At 31.1% G+C, this 18043-nt stretch carries 30 protein-coding genes; 28 read left to right on the top strand and 2 right to left on the bottom strand.

Annotation, left to right across the window (positions count from 1 at the left end):
* From ACSIGE_RS03640 to ACSIGE_RS03510, 27 genes are all read left to right on the top strand, one after another.
* On the top strand, positions 1-705 hold the full coding sequence (locus ACSIGE_RS03640; RefSeq protein ID WP_440881431.1) for a hypothetical protein: 705 nt from the start codon (positions 1-3) through the stop codon (positions 703-705).
* Positions 706-757: 52 nt separating this feature from the next.
* Complete coding sequence (locus ACSIGE_RS03635; RefSeq protein WP_440881430.1) at positions 758-1045, top strand: hypothetical protein; 288 nt, start codon at positions 758-760, stop codon at positions 1043-1045.
* A complete protein-coding gene (locus ACSIGE_RS03630) occupies positions 1046-1234 on the top strand; it encodes a hypothetical protein (protein ID WP_440881429.1) in 189 nt (62 codons plus the stop codon). It begins immediately after the preceding gene.
* A complete protein-coding gene (locus ACSIGE_RS03625; RefSeq protein ID WP_271677551.1) occupies positions 1227-2120 on the top strand; it encodes a hypothetical protein in 894 nt (297 codons plus the stop codon). The genes ACSIGE_RS03630 and ACSIGE_RS03625 overlap by 8 nt, the downstream gene beginning before the upstream one ends.
* The gene (locus ACSIGE_RS03620) at positions 2113-2841 is read left to right on the top strand and encodes a hypothetical protein (protein WP_271677552.1); all 729 of its coding nucleotides are present in this window, start codon (positions 2113-2115) and stop codon (positions 2839-2841) included. Before ACSIGE_RS03625 ends, ACSIGE_RS03620 begins: the two co-directional genes overlap by 8 nt.
* Positions 2841-2996, top strand: coding sequence for a hypothetical protein (locus ACSIGE_RS03615; protein WP_440881428.1), 156 nt, complete (start codon positions 2841-2843; stop codon positions 2994-2996). The genes ACSIGE_RS03620 and ACSIGE_RS03615 overlap by 1 nt, the downstream gene beginning before the upstream one ends.
* Positions 2993-3997, top strand: coding sequence for a DNA cytosine methyltransferase (locus ACSIGE_RS03610; RefSeq protein WP_440881427.1), 1005 nt, complete (start codon positions 2993-2995; stop codon positions 3995-3997). Before ACSIGE_RS03615 ends, ACSIGE_RS03610 begins: the two co-directional genes overlap by 4 nt.
* Positions 3997-4473 (top strand): hypothetical protein, encoded by a 477-nt coding sequence (locus ACSIGE_RS03605; protein ID WP_440881426.1) that lies wholly within the window; start codon positions 3997-3999, stop codon positions 4471-4473. The genes ACSIGE_RS03610 and ACSIGE_RS03605 overlap by 1 nt, the downstream gene beginning before the upstream one ends.
* Positions 4474-4578: 105 nt before the next feature.
* The gene (locus ACSIGE_RS03600; protein ID WP_440881425.1) at positions 4579-4890 is read left to right on the top strand and encodes a hypothetical protein; all 312 of its coding nucleotides are present in this window, start codon (positions 4579-4581) and stop codon (positions 4888-4890) included.
* Complete coding sequence (locus tag ACSIGE_RS03595) at positions 4883-5032, top strand: hypothetical protein (protein WP_440881424.1); 150 nt, start codon at positions 4883-4885, stop codon at positions 5030-5032. The genes ACSIGE_RS03600 and ACSIGE_RS03595 overlap by 8 nt, the downstream gene beginning before the upstream one ends.
* Positions 5033-5041: 9 nt before the next feature.
* The gene (locus ACSIGE_RS03590; protein WP_440881423.1) at positions 5042-5683 is read left to right on the top strand and encodes an antA/AntB antirepressor family protein; all 642 of its coding nucleotides are present in this window, start codon (positions 5042-5044) and stop codon (positions 5681-5683) included.
* A gap of 216 nt (positions 5684-5899) precedes the next feature.
* Positions 5900-6457 (top strand): terminase small subunit, encoded by a 558-nt coding sequence (locus tag ACSIGE_RS03585; RefSeq protein WP_440881422.1) that lies wholly within the window; start codon positions 5900-5902, stop codon positions 6455-6457.
* 34 nt (positions 6458-6491) lie between these two features.
* A complete protein-coding gene (locus tag ACSIGE_RS03580; RefSeq protein WP_271677568.1) occupies positions 6492-6791 on the top strand; it encodes a hypothetical protein in 300 nt (99 codons plus the stop codon).
* A complete protein-coding gene (locus ACSIGE_RS03575) occupies positions 6788-8092 on the top strand; it encodes a PBSX family phage terminase large subunit (RefSeq protein ID WP_440881421.1) in 1305 nt (434 codons plus the stop codon). Before ACSIGE_RS03580 ends, ACSIGE_RS03575 begins: the two co-directional genes overlap by 4 nt.
* Before the next feature lie 91 nt (positions 8093-8183).
* Complete coding sequence (locus tag ACSIGE_RS03570; RefSeq protein ID WP_440881420.1) at positions 8184-8798, top strand: hypothetical protein; 615 nt, start codon at positions 8184-8186, stop codon at positions 8796-8798.
* Position 8799: 1 nt separating this feature from the next.
* The gene (locus ACSIGE_RS03565; RefSeq protein ID WP_440881419.1) at positions 8800-9000 is read left to right on the top strand and encodes a hypothetical protein; all 201 of its coding nucleotides are present in this window, start codon (positions 8800-8802) and stop codon (positions 8998-9000) included.
* Complete coding sequence (locus ACSIGE_RS03560) at positions 8933-10687, top strand: hypothetical protein (RefSeq protein WP_440881418.1); 1755 nt, start codon at positions 8933-8935, stop codon at positions 10685-10687. The genes ACSIGE_RS03565 and ACSIGE_RS03560 overlap by 68 nt, the downstream gene beginning before the upstream one ends.
* On the top strand, positions 10623-11108 hold the full coding sequence (locus ACSIGE_RS03555) for a hypothetical protein (protein WP_440881417.1): 486 nt from the start codon (positions 10623-10625) through the stop codon (positions 11106-11108). The genes ACSIGE_RS03560 and ACSIGE_RS03555 overlap by 65 nt, the downstream gene beginning before the upstream one ends.
* 24 nt (positions 11109-11132) lie before the next feature.
* Positions 11133-12071, top strand: a complete 939-nt coding sequence (locus ACSIGE_RS03550) for a hypothetical protein (protein ID WP_440881416.1) — start codon at positions 11133-11135, stop codon at positions 12069-12071.
* A gap of 19 nt (positions 12072-12090) precedes the next feature.
* On the top strand, positions 12091-13137 hold the full coding sequence (locus ACSIGE_RS03545) for a hypothetical protein (protein WP_440881415.1): 1047 nt from the start codon (positions 12091-12093) through the stop codon (positions 13135-13137).
* 72 nt (positions 13138-13209) lie between these two features.
* Positions 13210-14355, top strand: a complete 1146-nt coding sequence (locus ACSIGE_RS03540; RefSeq protein WP_440881414.1) for a hypothetical protein — start codon at positions 13210-13212, stop codon at positions 14353-14355.
* Positions 14355-14816: a hypothetical protein gene (locus ACSIGE_RS03535; RefSeq protein WP_440881413.1), complete on the top strand. Its 462-nt coding sequence runs from the start codon at positions 14355-14357 to the stop codon at positions 14814-14816. Before ACSIGE_RS03540 ends, ACSIGE_RS03535 begins: the two co-directional genes overlap by 1 nt.
* Positions 14794-15537: a hypothetical protein gene (locus tag ACSIGE_RS03530; protein WP_440881412.1), complete on the top strand. Its 744-nt coding sequence runs from the start codon at positions 14794-14796 to the stop codon at positions 15535-15537. Before ACSIGE_RS03535 ends, ACSIGE_RS03530 begins: the two co-directional genes overlap by 23 nt.
* The gene (locus tag ACSIGE_RS03525) at positions 15534-15725 is read left to right on the top strand and encodes a hypothetical protein (RefSeq protein WP_440881411.1); all 192 of its coding nucleotides are present in this window, start codon (positions 15534-15536) and stop codon (positions 15723-15725) included. The genes ACSIGE_RS03530 and ACSIGE_RS03525 overlap by 4 nt, the downstream gene beginning before the upstream one ends.
* On the top strand, positions 15725-15988 hold the full coding sequence (locus ACSIGE_RS03520; RefSeq protein WP_440881410.1) for a hypothetical protein: 264 nt from the start codon (positions 15725-15727) through the stop codon (positions 15986-15988). The genes ACSIGE_RS03525 and ACSIGE_RS03520 overlap by 1 nt, the downstream gene beginning before the upstream one ends.
* Positions 15989-16071: 83 nt before the next feature.
* Positions 16072-16260: a type II toxin-antitoxin system HicA family toxin gene (locus ACSIGE_RS03515; RefSeq protein ID WP_440881409.1), complete on the top strand. Its 189-nt coding sequence runs from the start codon at positions 16072-16074 to the stop codon at positions 16258-16260.
* Between the two features lie 19 nt (positions 16261-16279).
* Positions 16280-16681, top strand: coding sequence for a helix-turn-helix domain-containing protein (locus ACSIGE_RS03510; protein WP_440881408.1), 402 nt, complete (start codon positions 16280-16282; stop codon positions 16679-16681).
* 8 nt (positions 16682-16689) lie between these two features.
* On the opposite strand, the gene ACSIGE_RS03505 is transcribed toward ACSIGE_RS03510, so the two are convergent.
* Entirely contained in the window at positions 16690-16860 is a 171-nt protein-coding gene (locus ACSIGE_RS03505; RefSeq protein ID WP_440881407.1) for a hypothetical protein, read from the bottom strand.
* Between the two features lies 1 nt (position 16861).
* A complete protein-coding gene (locus tag ACSIGE_RS03500; RefSeq protein ID WP_440881406.1) occupies positions 16862-17494 on the bottom strand; it encodes a hypothetical protein in 633 nt (210 codons plus the stop codon).
* Between the two features lie 95 nt (positions 17495-17589).
* On the opposite strand from ACSIGE_RS03500, the gene ACSIGE_RS03495 reads away from it, so the two are divergent.
* Positions 17590-18003 (top strand): hypothetical protein, encoded by a 414-nt coding sequence (locus tag ACSIGE_RS03495; protein WP_440881405.1) that lies wholly within the window; start codon positions 17590-17592, stop codon positions 18001-18003.
* Positions 18004-18043: the final 40 nt, after the last annotated feature.

Raw genomic sequence — 18043 nt, 5'->3', positions numbered from 1 at the left:
ATGAAAGAAGTAAACGTACACATAAAAGAGGGTACTGAAACCCTAGAAATTCTTCAAGGTGATGCATTACCTAGATTAGAGCCTGAAAAAGTACAAATTGCAGGACTTATTAATGCTCCTTATGAGTATTTAACAAAGCGTATTGATGTTGTAGAGCAAAAGAAATGTCATGTTATTGTAAATCATTCAAGTGGTGCTTTAAATCTAGTTGTCGATGAAAAGAATGCTTATCAAGATGTTATTACTGGAGAATTAAAACCAAACCCTGACTTTATCAATTTTGGTATTAATGACGGTTCTACTAGAGACACTTTTGAGTTAGCTGACTTTATAAAGATGAATCGCTTTTTCTTCAGTGACAAAAACACTGCAATGAAACTAGTATCTGAATTAAAAAACTTTAAAGCAAAGGTTAATAAACAGATTGAAGCATCAGATAATGATAGAGGAAATACACGCCTTTTAAAAGATCAAGTAGTACAAAGTAATATCCCTGAATCATTTGATATTACTGTTCCAATTTTCAAAGGACAGCCAGCTCAAACATTTAAAGTAGAGATAAATATAAACGGTAACAGCTTTGCTTGTGCGCTTATATCTCCTGATGCTAAAGATTTAATAAATGAGGTAAAGAGCCAATTATTAAATGAACAAATAGATAAGATACGTGAAATAGCTCCTGACATAGCAATACTGGAGGTATAATACAATAATCATCAGGGGGAGAAAACCCCCTTTAAAAAGCATAGAATTAGCAATGACATCAACAGAAGGAACAGTATTACTAATAGAAAAAGTTAAGGTATCAAGAAAAAAGAAAGGGCTTCCTGATACGGAACGAATGGACTTGATCTTATTACCTGAAAATCGTGAAAAACCATGTCGATTTCAAGTACGTAGAGAGTTTTATTCACTCCTAGAGGGTATAGAACCTAAAGACAAGGTAGAGGTTTATTACATCATGGAATTGAATGAAATTGAGCGTAATGGTGAGAAAAAAAGATTTGACAATAACATACTTGAAAATATAAAAAAGGTCGTTTAAATGGATCAAAGTATTGTCATATCGCCAAGTTTTATGAAGCCTAATACCTTTTTCATTTTTAGAGAGGATGGTATTCAGGTAGAAATAAAGATAGTTGATAATACACTTTTTAGATCACACAAATTAACAGAACTAGAGTTAGAATACATCAATAATAACTTATTAAAGACTAAAAATACCAATGGCTAAAAGATTAACTAATACTGAAAAATATAATGATTCTTGGTTTGTTGATTTAGAAGCAGTAGAGAAATTACTTTTTTATTACCTGATTGACCATGTAGATAATGCAGGATTTTATGAAGTTTCACTACGACACATTCAGTTTCATTTAGGTGTTAGTAAGGATGAAATTTTAGGGGCTATCAAGGGGCTACGTAGGGGCTTGTTAGGGGCTGATTCAGACATTCAAAATGGGGATAAAATTTACTTAAAGAATTTTTTGAAGCACCAAAAAATGCTCCCTTTAAATCCCTTCAACTCCTATCATATAAACGCTTTAAGAGTGTTTGAGACGAATTTTAGATTTGTTGAAAAACACCCTTTTTTACAAAATTTAATTGTCAAAGGAACTAAAACTAAAGACAAAGAAATTATAAAAAACATTGACACAAACCTCATTAAATATCTAAAAGAAAATCAGGGGCTAACTAGCCCCATAGTAGAAGTAAAAGTAATAGTAGAAGTAGAAGAAGATGTAGAGGAAAAAGAAAAAGGTAAAATCGAAAAATCAAAAATCGAAGAAAATGTCTACCCAACATTTGATGATTTTTGGAATGAGTATGATAAAAAAGTCGGTAGTAAAGAAAAAATAAAAAAGAAGTGGAATAAACTTTCTCAAAAAACAAAAGAAGAGATTTTAGACTACATCCCAAAATACAAACAAGCACAACCTGACAAACAATACAGAAAGAACCCTGAAACATTTTTAAACAACCAATCTTGGAAAGATGAAATTATAAGCAATGGAAAACAATCAAGCAATAACACACAGTCAACAGAGCGAGAACCAAAAATTAACCGTCAAACAAGAGAAACTATCATTAGCAATAGCCAAGGTTGGGAAGTTGAGTGAGGTTGCCTTTGCTAGAAAATCTGTTGAGTTAGTAAAGATTAGAGATTTAGATAAAAAATCTATTGGTGAGGGGTTTTCAATGTTATTTACAAAGATTTCAAATCTAGCAGGTATAAAAGAGCCAATAAGCCAAATAAACAAAAGTGATATAGGCGAAATGATATTAATGAGATTTAAAGGGTTATCACTGGAGGAAATAGATTATGCTTTTAAACTTGAGAGATATGGTGTTTATGATGATAAAACTCAACATTTTCAATTGTTTGATGCAGATTATGTCAGTACAATTTTAAATAAATACAGAGACTGGTTACAAAAAACAAGATTCAACAATAATATTCCAATTACAGCAAAAAAACTGGAAGAGAAAAAGTTTACTGAAGAGGAAAAGAAAACAATTTTAGAACAGGGTGTACAAAGAATGTATGAGGAGTATAAAGAATCTAAAACCATTCCTATAGCTGTAAGCTACTTGTATGATTATTTATTTAAAAAAGGGATTATCAAGCCTACAGATCAGTACAGAGCAAAAATAAAAGAGTTAGCACTTAAAAATTTAAAACCAAAGCAGAATAATGTTATCCGTGCTCTTGATGTCTTAAAAGGAAAAAGCATGAGAAAGCCTACTAAAATTCAGATAGAAAACGAATGCAAAAGGTTGGCATTGATAGACCATTTTAAGGAATTGTTAAAAAAAGAAAAGGCTAGCAAGAAAAAGTAATGTTATCAGATCAAACAATAATTGAAGTAGTAATGAGAAAAGAAACCACTTATGCAGAATACAAAAAGATGATGAAACAAGCCAAATCAAAAGGTTGGAAGATTCAAGCATATCAAGTTGGTTTTTACTCAAACGGATTTAAAAAAGAAATATGAAGCCAATAAATGTATTATCGCTTTTTAATGGAATGAGTACCGGGCATCAGGCACTTGTAAATATTGGTATTCCTGTAGGTAATTATTACTCAAGTGAGATAAAATCTTTTGCTATTGAATTAACACAATACCATTTCCCTAAAACTATTCAACTAGGAGATGTAAATAACTGGAAAGAATGGGATATAGATTGGAGTAGTATTGATTTACTTTTAAGTGGGTCTCCTTGTAAGGATTTAAGTGGTGCCGGAAAGCGAAAAGGAATTTACGGAGATAATAGTGGCTTATTTTGGAGGTTTATCGAAATCCTTGAGCACATTAAAAAGGTTAATTCTAATATTATTTTCTTCCAGGAAAATGTTGGGAGTGCATCCAAAAAAGATATTGGAATAATGAGTAGAGCAATGGGTATTTATCCGTGTAGGATCAATTCTGAATTAGTTACAGCTCAACAAAGAGATAGATATTATTGGTCAAATATGCGAACAAGACAAACAATGTTTGATTTGGTTACAGATATACCACAACCTAAAGATAGAGGTATTTTTCTTAAAGATATTATTGAAAACGGATTTGTTGATAGAGACAAAGCAAGGGCAATTTTAGAAAGTGAAAGTAGATTAAATACTGACATGAAAAAATTATTAAGAAGATATAAAACTACTGGTTTTGGAAATGTGGTTTACTGTGTTGCACAAAGAGGAAGAGGGAATGGTAGAGGAAATTATGTTCAACAGTATGAAGTTAATAAAACACAAAAAAGCAACACAATAACTTTAGTTGATAAAGATAATTGGCTTTTCAATGGAGAAGAGATAAGGTCATTTACAAAAATTGAGTTATGTCGATTACAAGGGTTTCCAGATGATTATTTAAATATATTATCAAGAAACAAGGCAGCAAGTTTATTAGGAGATGGCTGGACTTTACCCATAATTGAACACATTTTTAAATATCTACCATTCAACCAAAATAATTCAACTTTAAAGAAAGCAATATAATGAGTACACTAATAAGTGAAGTTTACAATATGGATTGTGTTCAGAGCCTGAAACATTACCCTGACAAATATTTCGATTTAGCAATAGTTGATCCTCCTTATGGAATTGGAGTTAATAAAATGCAGTTAGGAAATGGTAAACGTAAAGTTTATAGAGGAAAAGATGATTGGGATAATTCAGCACCTGGAATAGAATATTTCACAGAATTGTTCAGAGTATCAAAAAATCAAGTTGTTTGGGGAGCTAATCATTTTATAAGCAGGATGCCATACGACACTAGTTGTTGGTTAATATGGGATAAAGGTACTGGAGAAAATGATTTTGCAGATGCTGAGTTAGCATGGACTTCATTTAAAAAACCAGTTAGGAAGTTTTTCAAGTCTTGGGTCGGATCAAATGTAAAGGAAAGAAATGAACCTGACAGAATACATCCTACTCAAAAACCAATACAATTACCAATAACATTAAAGGTATAAAAGTAAATAATTTTAGTATATTTACACTTCAGACTTCAGTGATAATTCTATCACAATTTTTCAGCCTTCAACAGATTTCAACAGCCTTCTCTAATGTAGAGAGATTTGAAGCAACATATTAAAATTTATTTTGATGCTCTAGGGTTAGACCCTTATGAAAACCGTCAAGAATGTGAACTTACAGGTTTTGTAGGCGTGGTTGATATACACCATATTCAAAGGCGTGGTATGGGCGGAAGTAAGAAATTAGATCGAATAGAAAATCTAATGGCTTTAAACCGTAAGGATCACGATTATTTAGGCGAAAAACAACACTTCAAATCAATGCTTTTTAGAAAGCACATGCATTTTTTAGAGAGGAACAATGTAAAATTTGATAAAGAGTATATGCTTAATCAGATTGCAAGATATGAGTAATCTAAAAATAGAAATACAAGGTAGAAAATCAATAATTGAGTTCAATGGTAAAACATCAGAACACAAAACAGCATTTATTAAAAAGATGACTGTTAATGATTTACTGCTGTATATAAAACAGCCTTCAATTAACAATATTTAAACTTTCAGAATGAAAAACTTAATTGAAATAAAAAACGAGAATGGAAAGCAAGTTGTTTCTGCAAGGGAACTTTACGAGTTTTTAGGGTTTGCAATACAACATTGGTCGAAATGGTATAAAAAGAATATTCTAAAAAATCCTTTTGCTTTTGAAAAAGAAGATTATACAGAACTCCCCCTAAGTGGGAGAACAAGAAACTTTGCGCTATCTATTGACTTTGCAAAGAAGCTATCAATGTTAGCTAGAACAGAACAGGGAGAAAGAGCAAGGAATTATTTTTTAGAGGTTGAACAGAAATATAATTCTACAAATAGAATTGCCGACCCAATGGAATTAGTAATCCAAATTGCTCAAAACAGTATTGATTTAAAGAAAAAGCAGGAAGTAATTGAACAAGATGTATCAGAGATTAAAGAAGAAATAAAGGTGCTTAAGGAGAAAAACGAGACAGATCCTAACTTCTTTACAATAGTAGGTTATGCATCATTATTAGGAAAGCAGATTAATTTAGAGTTTGCTAAAAAATTAGGTAAAGAGGCTTCCAAGATATGTAGGGAAAGGAATATTGAGTTATCATCGATTCCTGTCCCTCGTTTTGGAAGAGTAAAAACATATCCACAAGAAATATTGGAAACAGTATTTCTAAAGTAATTAATCAGATAGTAGGGCTAAAGAAATTAAACAATGAGTGTAGTAACAATAACATCAAGAAATTACCCATTAGAATTAGAGGTTGATAATTAGTAAAATGGCAAAAAACAAGCAAAAGATAAAACACAAACATTATATAGAAATAGGAGATAATCTAGCATGTTTAATCGGAGCAGCAATATTTTTAATATTTCTACTAATTATAATACTATAGACATGGGAGCATCAAAAGGAAATCAACATTGGAAAATTAGAGGTAAAGACGGTAGAGATAAAAAATACACGCCTGAAACTTTGTTGAGAGGTGCTAATAGATATTTCAACTGGTGTCAAAATAATCCTTTAAAAGAGGAGCAAATTGTAAATAAGGCTTGGACTGAATATATTGAGGTTGAAATTAAAGACGAAGAAGGAAACCCTAAAAAAGTTGAAAAGAAAATCACTCATCCATACTCAATTGCACATTTAAGTAAGATGAGACCTTTTACAATTCATGGACTATGTAATTTTTTAGAAATATGCGTAAAAACCTTTGATAACTACTCAAAGGATAAAGATTTTTTACAAGTCACAACACGTATAAGGCAAATAATTTACAATCAAAAGTTCGAGGGTGCAGCATCAGGGTTTTTAAACCCTAACATAATAGCGCGTGATTTAGGTTTAGCAGATAAGAAATCTGTAGAACTTGAGGGAAGTGTAAACATACCAATAGAACAATGGATAAGCAATAACAATAAAACTGATGTCAATAGTAATAGTGAGACGGAATAGAAAAAATAGGGTTAAAGAAAAGCCGACAATCAAGATGTACACAATAAACAATAATTTCACATTGTCTTATATGACTTGTGATTTATTAGATGTGCAGGCTGGTGACGGTATAATGTTTTCGTTCAACTATAAAACTAGAAAGGCATTTGTAGTTAAAGATAATGAGATTGATAGTTTCAAACTTAACAGAATGTCTACTTGCAAATTGTTAAGGTTCTCCAGTGTTGATTTAGTAGATCATTTTTTAAATTGTTTTGGATTAGATCAGGTAGGTGTACACGTATTCCAATTAACTAAAAAGGGTAAAAAATTTGAATTAGAGTATGTGGTATGATACAAACACAATCTGTTTATGATAAACTCTATACTACAGATAAGAGAATAATATTACTTACTGGAGGACGCGGTGGTGCAAAATCATTTAATGCATCTACATTTTTACAACGGTTAACTTTTGAGAAAGGTCATAAAATCTTGTTTACAAGGTTTACAATGAATTCTGCTGAATTATCAATTATTCCTGAATTTCAGGAAAAAATTGATTTAGAAGGCACATCAAAATATTTTAAATCTACTAAAAAAGACATTATCAATAGTGCTTCAGGTAGTAAATTGATGTTTAGAGGAATCAAAACATCTCAAGGAAATCAAACTGCAAAACTAAAATCTATACAAGGGCTTACGACATTTGTAGTTGATGAAGCCGAAGAATGGGTAAATGAGGATGATTATGACAAACTCCGATTGTCAATACGTACCAAAGGTGTAAAAAACCGTATTGTTATCATAATGAATCCAACTGATGCTAATCACTGGGTTTATCAAAAATACATAAAAGACACTCATAAAATTGTAAAAGTTGATGGTGTCGATGTTCAGATTAGCACACACCCACAAGTTGAGCATATTCACACTACATATTTAGATAATTTAGATAATGTTGATGGGGATTTTTTAAATGATCTCGCTGAACTTAAACAAAAAGCAATCAAAAGGGCTAATGATGGTTCAAAAGATGAGAAAGATCCGAAAAAAAGAGAGCTATTAAGAAAAAAACTATTTAACTCATCAAAATACGCTTATAAAATCATTGGTAGATGGGCTAGTCAGGCAGAAGGTGTTATTTTAACCTATACTGAAGGAGATTTCGATACAAGTTTACCATATTGCTATGGTCAGGACTTCGGATTTAGCAATGACCCTACTACTCTAGTTAAAATTGCAGTAGACACAAAACGTAAAAAAGTGTATTGGGAGGAGTATTTATACAAACCACACCTCACAACAGACAAAATATACGAACACGATTTAGAAGTAGCTGGCAGAAAGAATCTAATTATGGCTGATGGTCACGAAGATAGACTTTGTGTTGAATTGAGAAAGAAAGGTTTAAATCTGATACCGTACTCAACACCTCCTAATGGTGTTAGAGAGGGATTAATCTCAATGCAAGATTATGAACATATCGTTACTACTGAAAGTTCTAATATCAAAGAGGAGTTTAACAATTATGTTTGGTCAGATAAAAAAGCTAAAATTCCTATTGATGATTACAACCATACAATTGATGCTGGTAGATACGCTTTTAAGAAACTAACTACCAAAAAACGTAAAACAAAATACTCTCAATACTAAATGTGTTTTAAATGTTCTTTTTAAAATAAGCTGTTCAATTATCTCTATAAGTTTGAATTCAATAAAAGTAGAATTTAAAAACTTTAGAAATATGGATTTATGTAATTGTCCTGATGTAGGTATTTTAGGAGCTATCCCAAATAGTAATTGCCCTTGGGATATAAAGCAACTTCAAAGACTTATTCTTCAGGAAACTCCCTACAAATGGAAAAATGGCACAGTAGATATAACAAAAAAAGCAGATTGGGATGTTTTGATTGCAGCTACTGATAAAACAAAAGTAATAGTAACACCAAATCTTCGAGATGTTAAAATAGAGCCAGGAGATTTTATAACTGAAGGTGGTGGTGATAACACAACTTTAAATGGAGTTGAAGAAATTACTGGTCAAAATCCTTCTACAGTAACAGCACTTTTAAAAAGCGGAACTCCTGAACAAGAAAAAGCGATCAGGAAGATTACTTGTAAATCAAATTTAGGTTTTTACGGAATCACTAATGAAGGTAAAATATTGTGTAGAAAGATTGGTGACGATCATTTTCCAATAGACATTCAACCATATTCATTTGGTATTAAAGACAGAAGAAATGAAGGGTTTGGCACAAAGGATTCAAATGATATTCAATTTGCATTAGCCCCTAGATGGAGTGAAGATATTGTATTGGTATCTCCTGAAGATTTCAATCCATTCTCTTTAGCTGATTAAAATGGAAACTATAAAATTAAAAAGAGTAAGAGATAAAAAAGTGTTTGATTTTAAACAAGATCATGCACTTGCTCTATTACGCAGAAACAGTAAAGATTGGATAATCGCAGATGGCAAATATGAGCTAAAAGACAATGAAATTATCAGAAAGACAAATAAAACAAATACTCGAAAATCCGAAACTCAAGAAGGAGATAAATGAAGGTAAAAAATATGAAAGCCGTTTAAGAGTATTTACAGAACCAAAATATCTTGATGACCTCAAGAATGAGGCTGGCTGGAAAGAGGTAACAAGTTTTTTAGACAACATATTTTCTGCTGAAAGAAGTAAAAGGATTAAGCAATATATTTCTTATCCACTTTCATCAGTAGATATAACAGAGAGCATACTAACAGACTTGTATAAAGTTTTTGATGCTCGAAATACGTTCTTTGACTTTGAATTAACTAAATCAAATGGTGGTGATAAACTTAAAACCTCTATTGCTAGAATTAATCCTGTTAAATGGATTGAGGAAAAAGGAAAGGAAGTTTTAAAGAATAAACCAAATACTGTAGTTGTAATCGATAAAGATAAAGATGGTAATCCATATTTATTATCTATTGAAAATGATAGAATTATTGATTGCAGTATTAATACTGATTCTACGCTAAATTATATTGCTTTTACTCACTCTATAGAAATATTAGATGATGGAAAAACAATAAAACGAGTGGCTTTTTATGATGAACAGGCCTACAGAGTTTTTATTGTTGATGATGGTAAGTATAAAGAGGAGATTAACATACCTCATAATGCAGGTGTTTGTCCTGCTAGAATGTTTATCAGTGATAAATTCAACTCTAAAGATGAGTTTAATAGAAAGATTCCATTTACTAGTACTTTAAGTAAAATTAAAGAGTGGCAATTATTTGATGTTTACAATTTCTATGTAAAACATTATGGCGCATTCCCAATAATTGAACGTGTAGAAGATATTTGTGATGTAGAGGGGTGTCATAGTGGTGTTATTGAAGAAAGTCACACCTATTATGAGGGTGATGTAGAAAAACACGGAACTAAATACATTGATTGTCCTGCATGTTCTAAAAAAGAACTTTTAGGGCCAGGTGTTGTAATAGACATTCCTGCTAAACAAACCAAAGATGATCCTGATAGTGCTGGTGTATTTAGAATGATCTCACCTGATACTACCAGTTTAGAATTTACCAAAACTGACTTGAATGATCTTGAGAAAAATATCAAATTAAAAACAGTTGGTATTGATAGTGTTCTAAATAAGGAAGCAATCAATGAAATGCAAGTTAAAGGGAGTTTTGAAAGTAGAGAAAATGTGCTTTTAAAAATCAAATCAAACTTTGATGAGTTGTATAAATGGATTGTTCAAACTGTAGCAAAATTACAATCAGGAGCAAAAACTGATGTTAAAGTAAACGCAAATTTTGGAACAGAATTTTATTTGTTATCAGAATTAGAATTACAGGAAAAGTATGAAAATGCTAAAAAAATAGGTTTACCAATAGAGGAAGTAGATATGATTTATGAACAACTCATAGCCACTAAATACAAGGGTAATCCTAGTAAGATAACCAAACTTGAACTGATAAAATTACTTGATCCGTTACCACACGAATCAGTATCTGAAGCATTAGAGAAAATGAATTTAGGATTAATTACCGAACAAGAGTTTTTCTTAAAAGGTAGGTTAATTAGTTTTCTTAATCGGTTTGAGATTGAAAACACACCATTAGTAGAATTTGGTAAAGATTTAGAGTTACATAAAAGACTTCAAAAAATAAAAGAAATTTTAAATAAATACAGCGATGAGTACATTAAAACCAAACAAACTGGAGATAGTTCAAAAGCAACTGAAGGAAGTACCGAATAGTTTATTTCCTAAACAAATTAATGAATCTGAAAGACATCTTTATCATGTCGTTATTGTTAAATCAATAGCTGACAATGTAAAAAAGAAGTTTGAATTCAAGGTGCAGCATAAAAAATTCAATCAAAAAAGTTTTGAGGTTAGTAAAGCTCAGTTTGCAAAATTAGGATATACAGATGTTCACATTATTCACGATCCTACAATTGAGGATTTAGAGAAAGCACCTAAAAAAGATGATGATTTGTCTAAAAAGGAAAAAACATTAGCACAAAAAGAAGCTGATCTAAAAAAACGTGAAGCTGAAATTGCTAAAAAAGAAGCTGAATTAAAAGCTAAAGAGCCTGTAAAAACTGATGCAAAAAAAACAGAGGATGCTAAACCTCCAAAAACAACAGAAAAGCCAAACGAAGCTGATAAAAAATAATTTAAAAACTCATAAAGGGGAATTATGATATTACAAGAAGTACTAGATTTTATATCTAAAGACAAAGGAGCGTTAACAGGGGTTATAGCGCACATTCAAACAACTGATGAAGGTAAAGAGTTACTGACGAATCATGCAAACGCTCATTTTGAGCAAGAAATTAAGCCAAGAATAGCAAAAGTCTATTCTGATTTAGATAATGATATTTTAGGTTCGTTAGGAGAAAGTAGACCTAATGATGTTAAAACTTACGAGTTCATTAAACAAAAAATGAGTGAGTTGAAAAAGCTAAAAGAATCAAAAGGCGGTGATAAAGAAGGCAAAATCAAGGAGCTTGAAAAGCAAATTGAGACATTAAAAGCTGAAGGAGGTCAAAATGAGTACTGGAAAAAGACACATAATGAAGCGGTGTCTAAATGGGATACTGAAAGATCAGAGTTTGAAAATCAAATTAACACGTTAAAAACTGAACAATTACAGAGCCAGGTTAGTGGTTTTTTAAATTCAGGTTTAACAGGGTTAGAATTTAGCATACCACAAGAGGCTGTTGATGCTATGAAGCAATTACACAGCAATTCTGTAATAAAGAATGCTAAAATAGTAGACGGAAAAGTCGTTTTGCATAATGAGGATGGAAATCCAATGCTTAACTCTCAATATAAACCCATGACTGCAAAAGAATACTGGGAAACAAAATTAGCAAGTGTCATCAAAAAACCTGAACAAGGTGGTGGTGGTGCGCCTGCTGAAAAAAAGGGGAATATAGTCACTGTTGGCGAAGGGGACAAAGCCAAAAAGAAGTTAGTACTAGACAGTAGTGCCTTCAGTACAAAATTAGAGTTCAATAAAACAGCCGCAAAGGCTTTAACAGCTCAAGGAATTGAAAGAAATTCTGCTGATTGGAATCAACTTGTAGATGGTGCTTATGCTGAGTATGATGTTTCAAAATTACCATTACAATAACTTTTAAAAAACGAAACACATGAGTTTATTTGCAACTTACAAGCAAGAATTAAGAGCAATGTACCCTAATCGCCTAGACAATCAAGAGTGGCGAGGTACACAACTTGGATTATTAAGAGCTATCCAAGCAATGACCAATCACCCTGAATCTATTGTTTCTCAGGATGTTGAGACAAAAGCAAACGATTCAGAAGGAAGAGTATTTAAAATCCCTGTAATGAAAGATACAGGAGATGTAAACATTACGGCAGTTAGATCATGTACTATTGGAGATTTAGATAATGAATCTGAATTAGTAGATGTAACTTGGCTTACTATGGTGGCTAACTTACACATGATTAAAGAACAGCACAGAAAAAATGAAATCTCATATTTTGAGGATTTTGATAGAAAATTGAGACGTATTGAACGTTCTTTTGGTAAATCTATTGAAAATAACATCTTTTCAAAGTTAGATACTGAAAAATCTACAATCTATAATTCAACATTAATAGGATCAAAGTATCCTTTAGTTGGTGATGCAGTTCAAGTAGCTGCTGCACAACAAGAATTATTTTTTAATGATTTAGATGCAGTACAAATTGCAGATGATTTTGATTTAATGGAGCATGTAATTGTAGGGTCTACAAATTTAATGCCTTCAGTACGTCACTACATTAATCAAGGTAATTCTAATGATGAGACATTGAATTATCAGTTTAATGACAAAACATTTACATTCTCTAACAGAGTTGTAGATGGTGGTGGTGTTTTAGCAACTGGATTTGCTATGCCTCACGGTTCATTAGGTCTATTAACTAGAATTAATGCAGATGCAAGATCAGGAAATACAACTACTGATGGTACTGAATGGAGTGTAGAGCGTTTAAATCGTTTAGGTTTAGATGTTGGTGTACAATACAAGTCTACTTGTGAGGATGTATCAAATGTTCAAGGATTAGAGCATTTACAAGCTACAAAAGTTGAGAGATGGCAATTATCATTAGATGTTTGCTTATTGACACCTTACAATAGTGACCCTGCTAATGTAGCTGGAGGAATTAAAAAGTTTGAGTTCTTGTCATAATTACCTTATTGCTAATTCTTAAAAAGTCCACTATCGTAGTTCGAGCGTGGGCTTTTTTTAAACCTTTATACTATGTTTGATACAACTAAACTTCAAAATTGCCTAAAAAATATTCTTGGTTGGAAAAATCATTATGATGAAAATGAAATACCGGCCCTAAATGCAGGATTAAATGAATCTGAAAGTGGTGAGTTCTATCAAGATTATCATCCAGCATTACGATTAGATTTAATTTCTACATCACTTCCTGAAAATAGAGAACTCAATGAATATCTAAATGAAAAAATAAAAGTAGGTATTACACAATTAGGTAATCAAATCTTTACAGAAAAAAAAATAACTGAATTCTCAAAAGAGTTATTAGCAAATGGTACAATTATAAATGGTCACGGATGGGCTAATGACGTAATATTAAATGAAAGTAGGTTTGTAGGTTTAAAAATCAAAACAAATAGTGATATTGGGTTTAAAGCAATAATAAACCGTTTAGGCTTTCAATTCACACAGGTCCAAAATGATTTAAAAATCTATATCTATCACAGCACAAAAGTAGATCCTGTTAAAACAATTACACTCAACTCTACTCAAGGTATGCAGTGGGCTTGGATTAATGACAGTATTGATTTGAGTTTTGAGAATGATGACATGTCAGAAGGTCATTGGATAGTTGGGTATTATCAAGATGATATTTCAGGTCAAGCACTCCAGTATAAAAAATTAAACTGGAGAACTGGTTTTTGTGGTTCTTGTAATGGTGGTATTGATTTACATAGATGGAATGCTATTAAAAAATATGTAAGTGTACAACCTATTTATGTTCCAAGCGCATCATTAGACACTGATAGAAAAATGTTTGATTTAGAAAGTAGTTTTTCTGTTTATGACAATAATTTCGGTATCAATCTCAATATTTCTGCAAAGTGTGATTTAACTAGTTTTTTATGCGACAATAAAATGCTTTTAAAAAATGCACTGGGATTAAAAGTAACACATTTGATACTACGTGACATTAAGTTCTCACAGCAAATAAATCATATTGAGGAGAATTTAAAGCACTTAATTATAAGAGATTTAGAGGGTGATAAAGATACCAACTATGTCAATATTGTAACTCAATTGAGTAGAGCTGTAAAAGCAGTTAATATTGACACAGATAATCTATCAAAGACTTGTTTACCATGCACTAAAAAGAATCGTGTAAAATATGGAGTAGCATAATGGGAGTATTTGATGATGAAATAAAAATTATTGATCGATTACCAAAAGTAATTGATGAGACAGTAAAAAATGCTGTTACAAAATATGGTTTCGTTATCAAGAATTACAACATTGTTAATCAGTTAGATGAGAAAGGTGAAAATAGTTTAGGCAAAAAACTAGATTATAAATTACCAAAAAAAGGATATTCAAATCCGTACAAGAGAGTACGTATAAAAGCGGGTTTACAAGTACAATATGTAGATACTCACTTTACTGGTAAATTTCACGCTAGTATTCAAATTGTAGCTGAGGATGGTCAATTTAAAATCACTTCAGATATTGATTATGGGGAACACGTTATTAGAAGGTATGGTAAAGAAATGCTTGGGATTCAAAAACAGTACTTACAAGATTTCGTAGATAAATATTTAATAGAGGAACTAAAAAATGCAGTAAATGGTCACTTTACAAAATCCTAATATACCAGTTGAAACACAGCCAATAGAAATTGATGCTGTTGTTCAAGACATTCAAGCCAAATTAGATACCAATTTATCTTGGTTATCACACGCCTATGCGAGATCATACAGGCATATCGAGCGTAAAGATGGTAAGTATTTATATTTCCCTGAAGTGTATATTGGTAAAAAGGGTGCTAAAAAATATGACTATCACCGTGTTACTCCTGACAATGACAAAAAAGGGATGTGCTTTTTTGTAATAGGTAAAGAAGATAATGACTTTACACAAAATGATTTTAACTACTTGAGTTATGATTTAGGAATTGTCTTTTGGGTAAATCTTCAAAAAATTAATGATAAACTATTAGAGACTGAAAAATTCACCCAACACTTAATCCGTGATGTTAGAGAAGTACTAACTAGAAAAATGAATGGTGTATGGTATCAGTTAAAGATAGATACTGTAGTTAGAGAGTTTCAGGAAATTTACAGAGAATTTAGTCTTGAGGAAACTGAAAATTATTTAATGGCGCCCTATAGTGGTTTTCGATTTAACTGTAAAATAATGTTACAAGAAGATTGCCCTATCAACCTTGACAGAAATAATGCGATTGTCAATAATATTAGTCAAAATGAAGTGCTGCAATTGTTACTTCCTACTCTTGATTTTTCAAATGACACAATATTTAATGCATTGTCCGATCAACAAAAAACTGACCTCTTAAATAAATTACAATGATGGTAGTTGATAATAAATACAGGATAGGCGAAGTAGTTTTCTTATTAACTGATGAGGATCAATTAAAAAGAGTGGTTACAGCAATTACAGTTAAATCAGGAGGGTATATCACTTATGAGTTAAGTCAAGGTATTGATACCAGTTGGCATATTGAATCAGAAATATCAAATTCTAAAGTATATCACTAATGGAAAAATACATCTTTATATTTTTAGTTTTTTGGGGCTTTAAAGTTATTGCTATAAAATACTCTCTTCAGGAAAAAATAGGTGTTTTGTCTATGAAGTGGCGATCAAGATTTTTACACGAGGTTTCAGAATGTGCATTTTGTTTTGAACATCATTTAGCGATAATCCCTGTACTAATTTCAATACTATTTTTTCAGATAACCTGGATTGATATTTTCACTCCTATAATGGTAGCTGCAATGAGTAATATTCTTAAAAAATAGTCTTTTTTAAAAATACATATCAATTTATTTTGCTATTAATATTAATAGCATTATATTTGTAGTGTATTAATCAAACGTTCATTATGAAATATTCGGAGTTACACAGAAAGCTGAAAAAAGCTGGCTGTTATGTTAAACGAGAGGGTAAACGTCACCCTTTATGGTTTAGTCCTATTACAGGAAATACATTTCCAACTGGTAGGCATGAAAGCCAAGAAGTTAAAAAAGGCACGTTAAAAGACATTAGCAAACAATCGGGGGTTAAATTATAACCCCCTTAAAAACTAAATTATGAAAGTAACAGTTATATTAGAAAAAGGAGTTGATGGAACTTACGATGCTCGTGTATCGAGTGATAAATTAGATTTTATGTTATTAGGAACTGGTGATACAGTAAATGAGGCTATAGAGGATATGATGGTTTCTAAAGAGGATATGGAAGAGTTGTTTAAAGACGAAAAAAAGGAGTTTCCTGATTTAGAATTTCAGTATAAATATGATTTACCTTCTTTTTTAGAATATTATTCAAAAATGTTTAGTTATGCAGCATTGGAACGTATTACTGGAGTAAATCAAAGTCAGTTAAGTCAATATGTGCAAGGATATAGAAAACCAAGTGAAAAAACAGCAAAAAAAATAGAAAGCAAATTGCATGAATTTGCTAAAGAATTAAATCAAGTACAGTTCGTTTGATTAATACACTAATGAATAACTTGATTAGAGCCCTCTTCATTGAGGGCTTTTTTATTGTTAAAAAGGAATGACCAAAAAGACTTTTTTTCAAAGTATTTACCACATCCTTCACAAAGTAATGGTTTACTATCAGGTCTCATACCTAATCTATTTGCACAGTCCTTGCAGAATTCAGCCATTTTAAAAAGAATTATCTAATTTGTAAACTTCATTCATTTTATTGTAACTATCAATTAAAGCCTTAAAATGTTTTTTTAATTTCCCAACTACTTTTTTGGGAACATCTATTTGTGCGTTTTTATTACTATCAAGATCATCATATCTGATAGACATTGGTTTAGCTTCATTTTCAAGAATATACTTAATAAATTTTTCTGCTTCACCATAAACATTGACGGTTGATACTTCGGAAATTCTAACACCTGAATCTTTTTCCCCTGATGCAGTAACTTTAAAATTAACTCCTTTCCATTCTTTAATTTCTTTTCTAGTCCCAATTAAATAGCTGATTTCATCAAAAAACACCCACTCATCACTAAAAAATGAATTTCCTAATTTAAGCGACGTGATGTATGGTTTTCCATCTACTTCTTTGATCCCATAATAAAGCCTTAAATAACTTTGAATAGGGCTTCCAAAATAGATGAAATCTCTGCTGTTTAACGCTACCTTCTTTGATAAAACCCATGATATTTTATTATGGTAATCATTCTGCATTTCAACTCCTTTTAATTTAACTCTTTCTTTTTTTTGAGAATAGGAGCTTATTGTTGAAAAAAGTAAAATAAAAAAAAGTAAATATCTAATATACATAAGTTTCTTGTTTAAGAATTATTCCAAATATACAAAATGTGTTTTGTGTGTTCTTTTTAGAGAGCAAAAAAAACTAATAACTCTACTTTTCAGCTATGGAAATTAAGGTAGGAAAACATACTGTAAAATTTTATGATAGCCCTGAAAACTTATCTATAAAAAGGTATCAATCATTTAATAAATATTTGATGATAGATAATGAGGTAGGTAGCTCAATTACTGATTATGACAGAAGAATGCAGAAGGCTATTCGTTTTTTGGAAAGTGATATGAAATCAGAAGCAATCAAAGAGCTTAAAAATAACAGACAAAATGTATTTAACTGTCTGAATGAATATACTCCAAGAAACAAAGCGTTAGCAATTTTAGTTAAAAGCATTGATAAAAAGGTGTTTACAAACATAAACTCAAACACATTAACTGAAATTGAAAATAGACTAGATGAAATTGGTTTTACAAAAGAAATGATGGATGATGTACTGTCACAAGTAAAAAAAAAATCGAGTTAACACTTGAGAAATATTATCCCCATCATTTTAGAAATTCAGA

The organism is Tenacibaculum profundi, assembly GCF_052050075.1.
Taxonomy (GTDB): domain Bacteria; phylum Bacteroidota; class Bacteroidia; order Flavobacteriales; family Flavobacteriaceae; genus Polaribacter.
Note: the sequence above shows the minus strand (reverse complement) of the source record. Positions and strands in the feature narration are given on the sequence as shown.

What these genes read in the sequence shown, in the direction of transcription:
- ACSIGE_RS03640 (WP_440881431.1), top strand. Translation starts at nt 1, where the DNA reads ATGAAAGAAGTAAACGTACACATAAAAGAGGGTACTGAAACCCTAGAA.
- ACSIGE_RS03635 (WP_440881430.1), top strand. Translation starts at nt 758, where the DNA reads ATGACATCAACAGAAGGAACAGTATTACTAATAGAAAAAGTTAAGGTA.
- ACSIGE_RS03630 (WP_440881429.1), top strand. Translation starts at nt 1,046, where the DNA reads ATGGATCAAAGTATTGTCATATCGCCAAGTTTTATGAAGCCTAATACC.
- ACSIGE_RS03625 (WP_271677551.1), top strand. Translation starts at nt 1,227, where the DNA reads ATGGCTAAAAGATTAACTAATACTGAAAAATATAATGATTCTTGGTTT.
- ACSIGE_RS03615 (WP_440881428.1), top strand. Translation starts at nt 2,841, where the DNA reads ATGTTATCAGATCAAACAATAATTGAAGTAGTAATGAGAAAAGAAACC.
- ACSIGE_RS03610 (WP_440881427.1), top strand. Translation starts at nt 2,993, where the DNA reads ATGAAGCCAATAAATGTATTATCGCTTTTTAATGGAATGAGTACCGGG.
- ACSIGE_RS03605 (WP_440881426.1), top strand. Translation starts at nt 3,997, where the DNA reads ATGAGTACACTAATAAGTGAAGTTTACAATATGGATTGTGTTCAGAGC.
- ACSIGE_RS03595 (WP_440881424.1), top strand. Translation starts at nt 4,883, where the DNA reads ATGAGTAATCTAAAAATAGAAATACAAGGTAGAAAATCAATAATTGAG.
- ACSIGE_RS03590 (WP_440881423.1), top strand. Translation starts at nt 5,042, where the DNA reads ATGAAAAACTTAATTGAAATAAAAAACGAGAATGGAAAGCAAGTTGTT.
- ACSIGE_RS03585 (WP_440881422.1), top strand. Translation starts at nt 5,900, where the DNA reads ATGGGAGCATCAAAAGGAAATCAACATTGGAAAATTAGAGGTAAAGAC.
- ACSIGE_RS03580 (WP_271677568.1), top strand. Translation starts at nt 6,492, where the DNA reads ATGTACACAATAAACAATAATTTCACATTGTCTTATATGACTTGTGAT.
- ACSIGE_RS03575 (WP_440881421.1), top strand. Translation starts at nt 6,788, where the DNA reads ATGATACAAACACAATCTGTTTATGATAAACTCTATACTACAGATAAG.
- ACSIGE_RS03570 (WP_440881420.1), top strand. Translation starts at nt 8,184, where the DNA reads ATGGATTTATGTAATTGTCCTGATGTAGGTATTTTAGGAGCTATCCCA.
- ACSIGE_RS03565 (WP_440881419.1), top strand. Translation starts at nt 8,800, where the DNA reads ATGGAAACTATAAAATTAAAAAGAGTAAGAGATAAAAAAGTGTTTGAT.
- ACSIGE_RS03560 (WP_440881418.1), top strand. Translation starts at nt 8,933, where the DNA reads ATGAAATTATCAGAAAGACAAATAAAACAAATACTCGAAAATCCGAAA.
- ACSIGE_RS03555 (WP_440881417.1), top strand. Translation starts at nt 10,623, where the DNA reads ATGAGTACATTAAAACCAAACAAACTGGAGATAGTTCAAAAGCAACTG.
- ACSIGE_RS03550 (WP_440881416.1), top strand. Translation starts at nt 11,133, where the DNA reads ATGATATTACAAGAAGTACTAGATTTTATATCTAAAGACAAAGGAGCG.
- ACSIGE_RS03545 (WP_440881415.1), top strand. Translation starts at nt 12,091, where the DNA reads ATGAGTTTATTTGCAACTTACAAGCAAGAATTAAGAGCAATGTACCCT.
- ACSIGE_RS03540 (WP_440881414.1), top strand. Translation starts at nt 13,210, where the DNA reads ATGTTTGATACAACTAAACTTCAAAATTGCCTAAAAAATATTCTTGGT.
- ACSIGE_RS03535 (WP_440881413.1), top strand. Translation starts at nt 14,355, where the DNA reads ATGGGAGTATTTGATGATGAAATAAAAATTATTGATCGATTACCAAAA.
- ACSIGE_RS03530 (WP_440881412.1), top strand. Translation starts at nt 14,794, where the DNA reads ATGGTCACTTTACAAAATCCTAATATACCAGTTGAAACACAGCCAATA.
- ACSIGE_RS03525 (WP_440881411.1), top strand. Translation starts at nt 15,534, where the DNA reads ATGATGGTAGTTGATAATAAATACAGGATAGGCGAAGTAGTTTTCTTA.
- ACSIGE_RS03520 (WP_440881410.1), top strand. Translation starts at nt 15,725, where the DNA reads ATGGAAAAATACATCTTTATATTTTTAGTTTTTTGGGGCTTTAAAGTT.
- ACSIGE_RS03515 (WP_440881409.1), top strand. Translation starts at nt 16,072, where the DNA reads ATGAAATATTCGGAGTTACACAGAAAGCTGAAAAAAGCTGGCTGTTAT.
- ACSIGE_RS03510 (WP_440881408.1), top strand. Translation starts at nt 16,280, where the DNA reads ATGAAAGTAACAGTTATATTAGAAAAAGGAGTTGATGGAACTTACGAT.
- ACSIGE_RS03505 (WP_440881407.1), bottom strand. Translation starts at nt 16,860, where the DNA reads ATGGCTGAATTCTGCAAGGACTGTGCAAATAGATTAGGTATGAGACCT.
- ACSIGE_RS03500 (WP_440881406.1), bottom strand. Translation starts at nt 17,494, where the DNA reads ATGTATATTAGATATTTACTTTTTTTTATTTTACTTTTTTCAACAATA.
- ACSIGE_RS03495 (WP_440881405.1), top strand. Translation starts at nt 17,590, where the DNA reads ATGGAAATTAAGGTAGGAAAACATACTGTAAAATTTTATGATAGCCCT.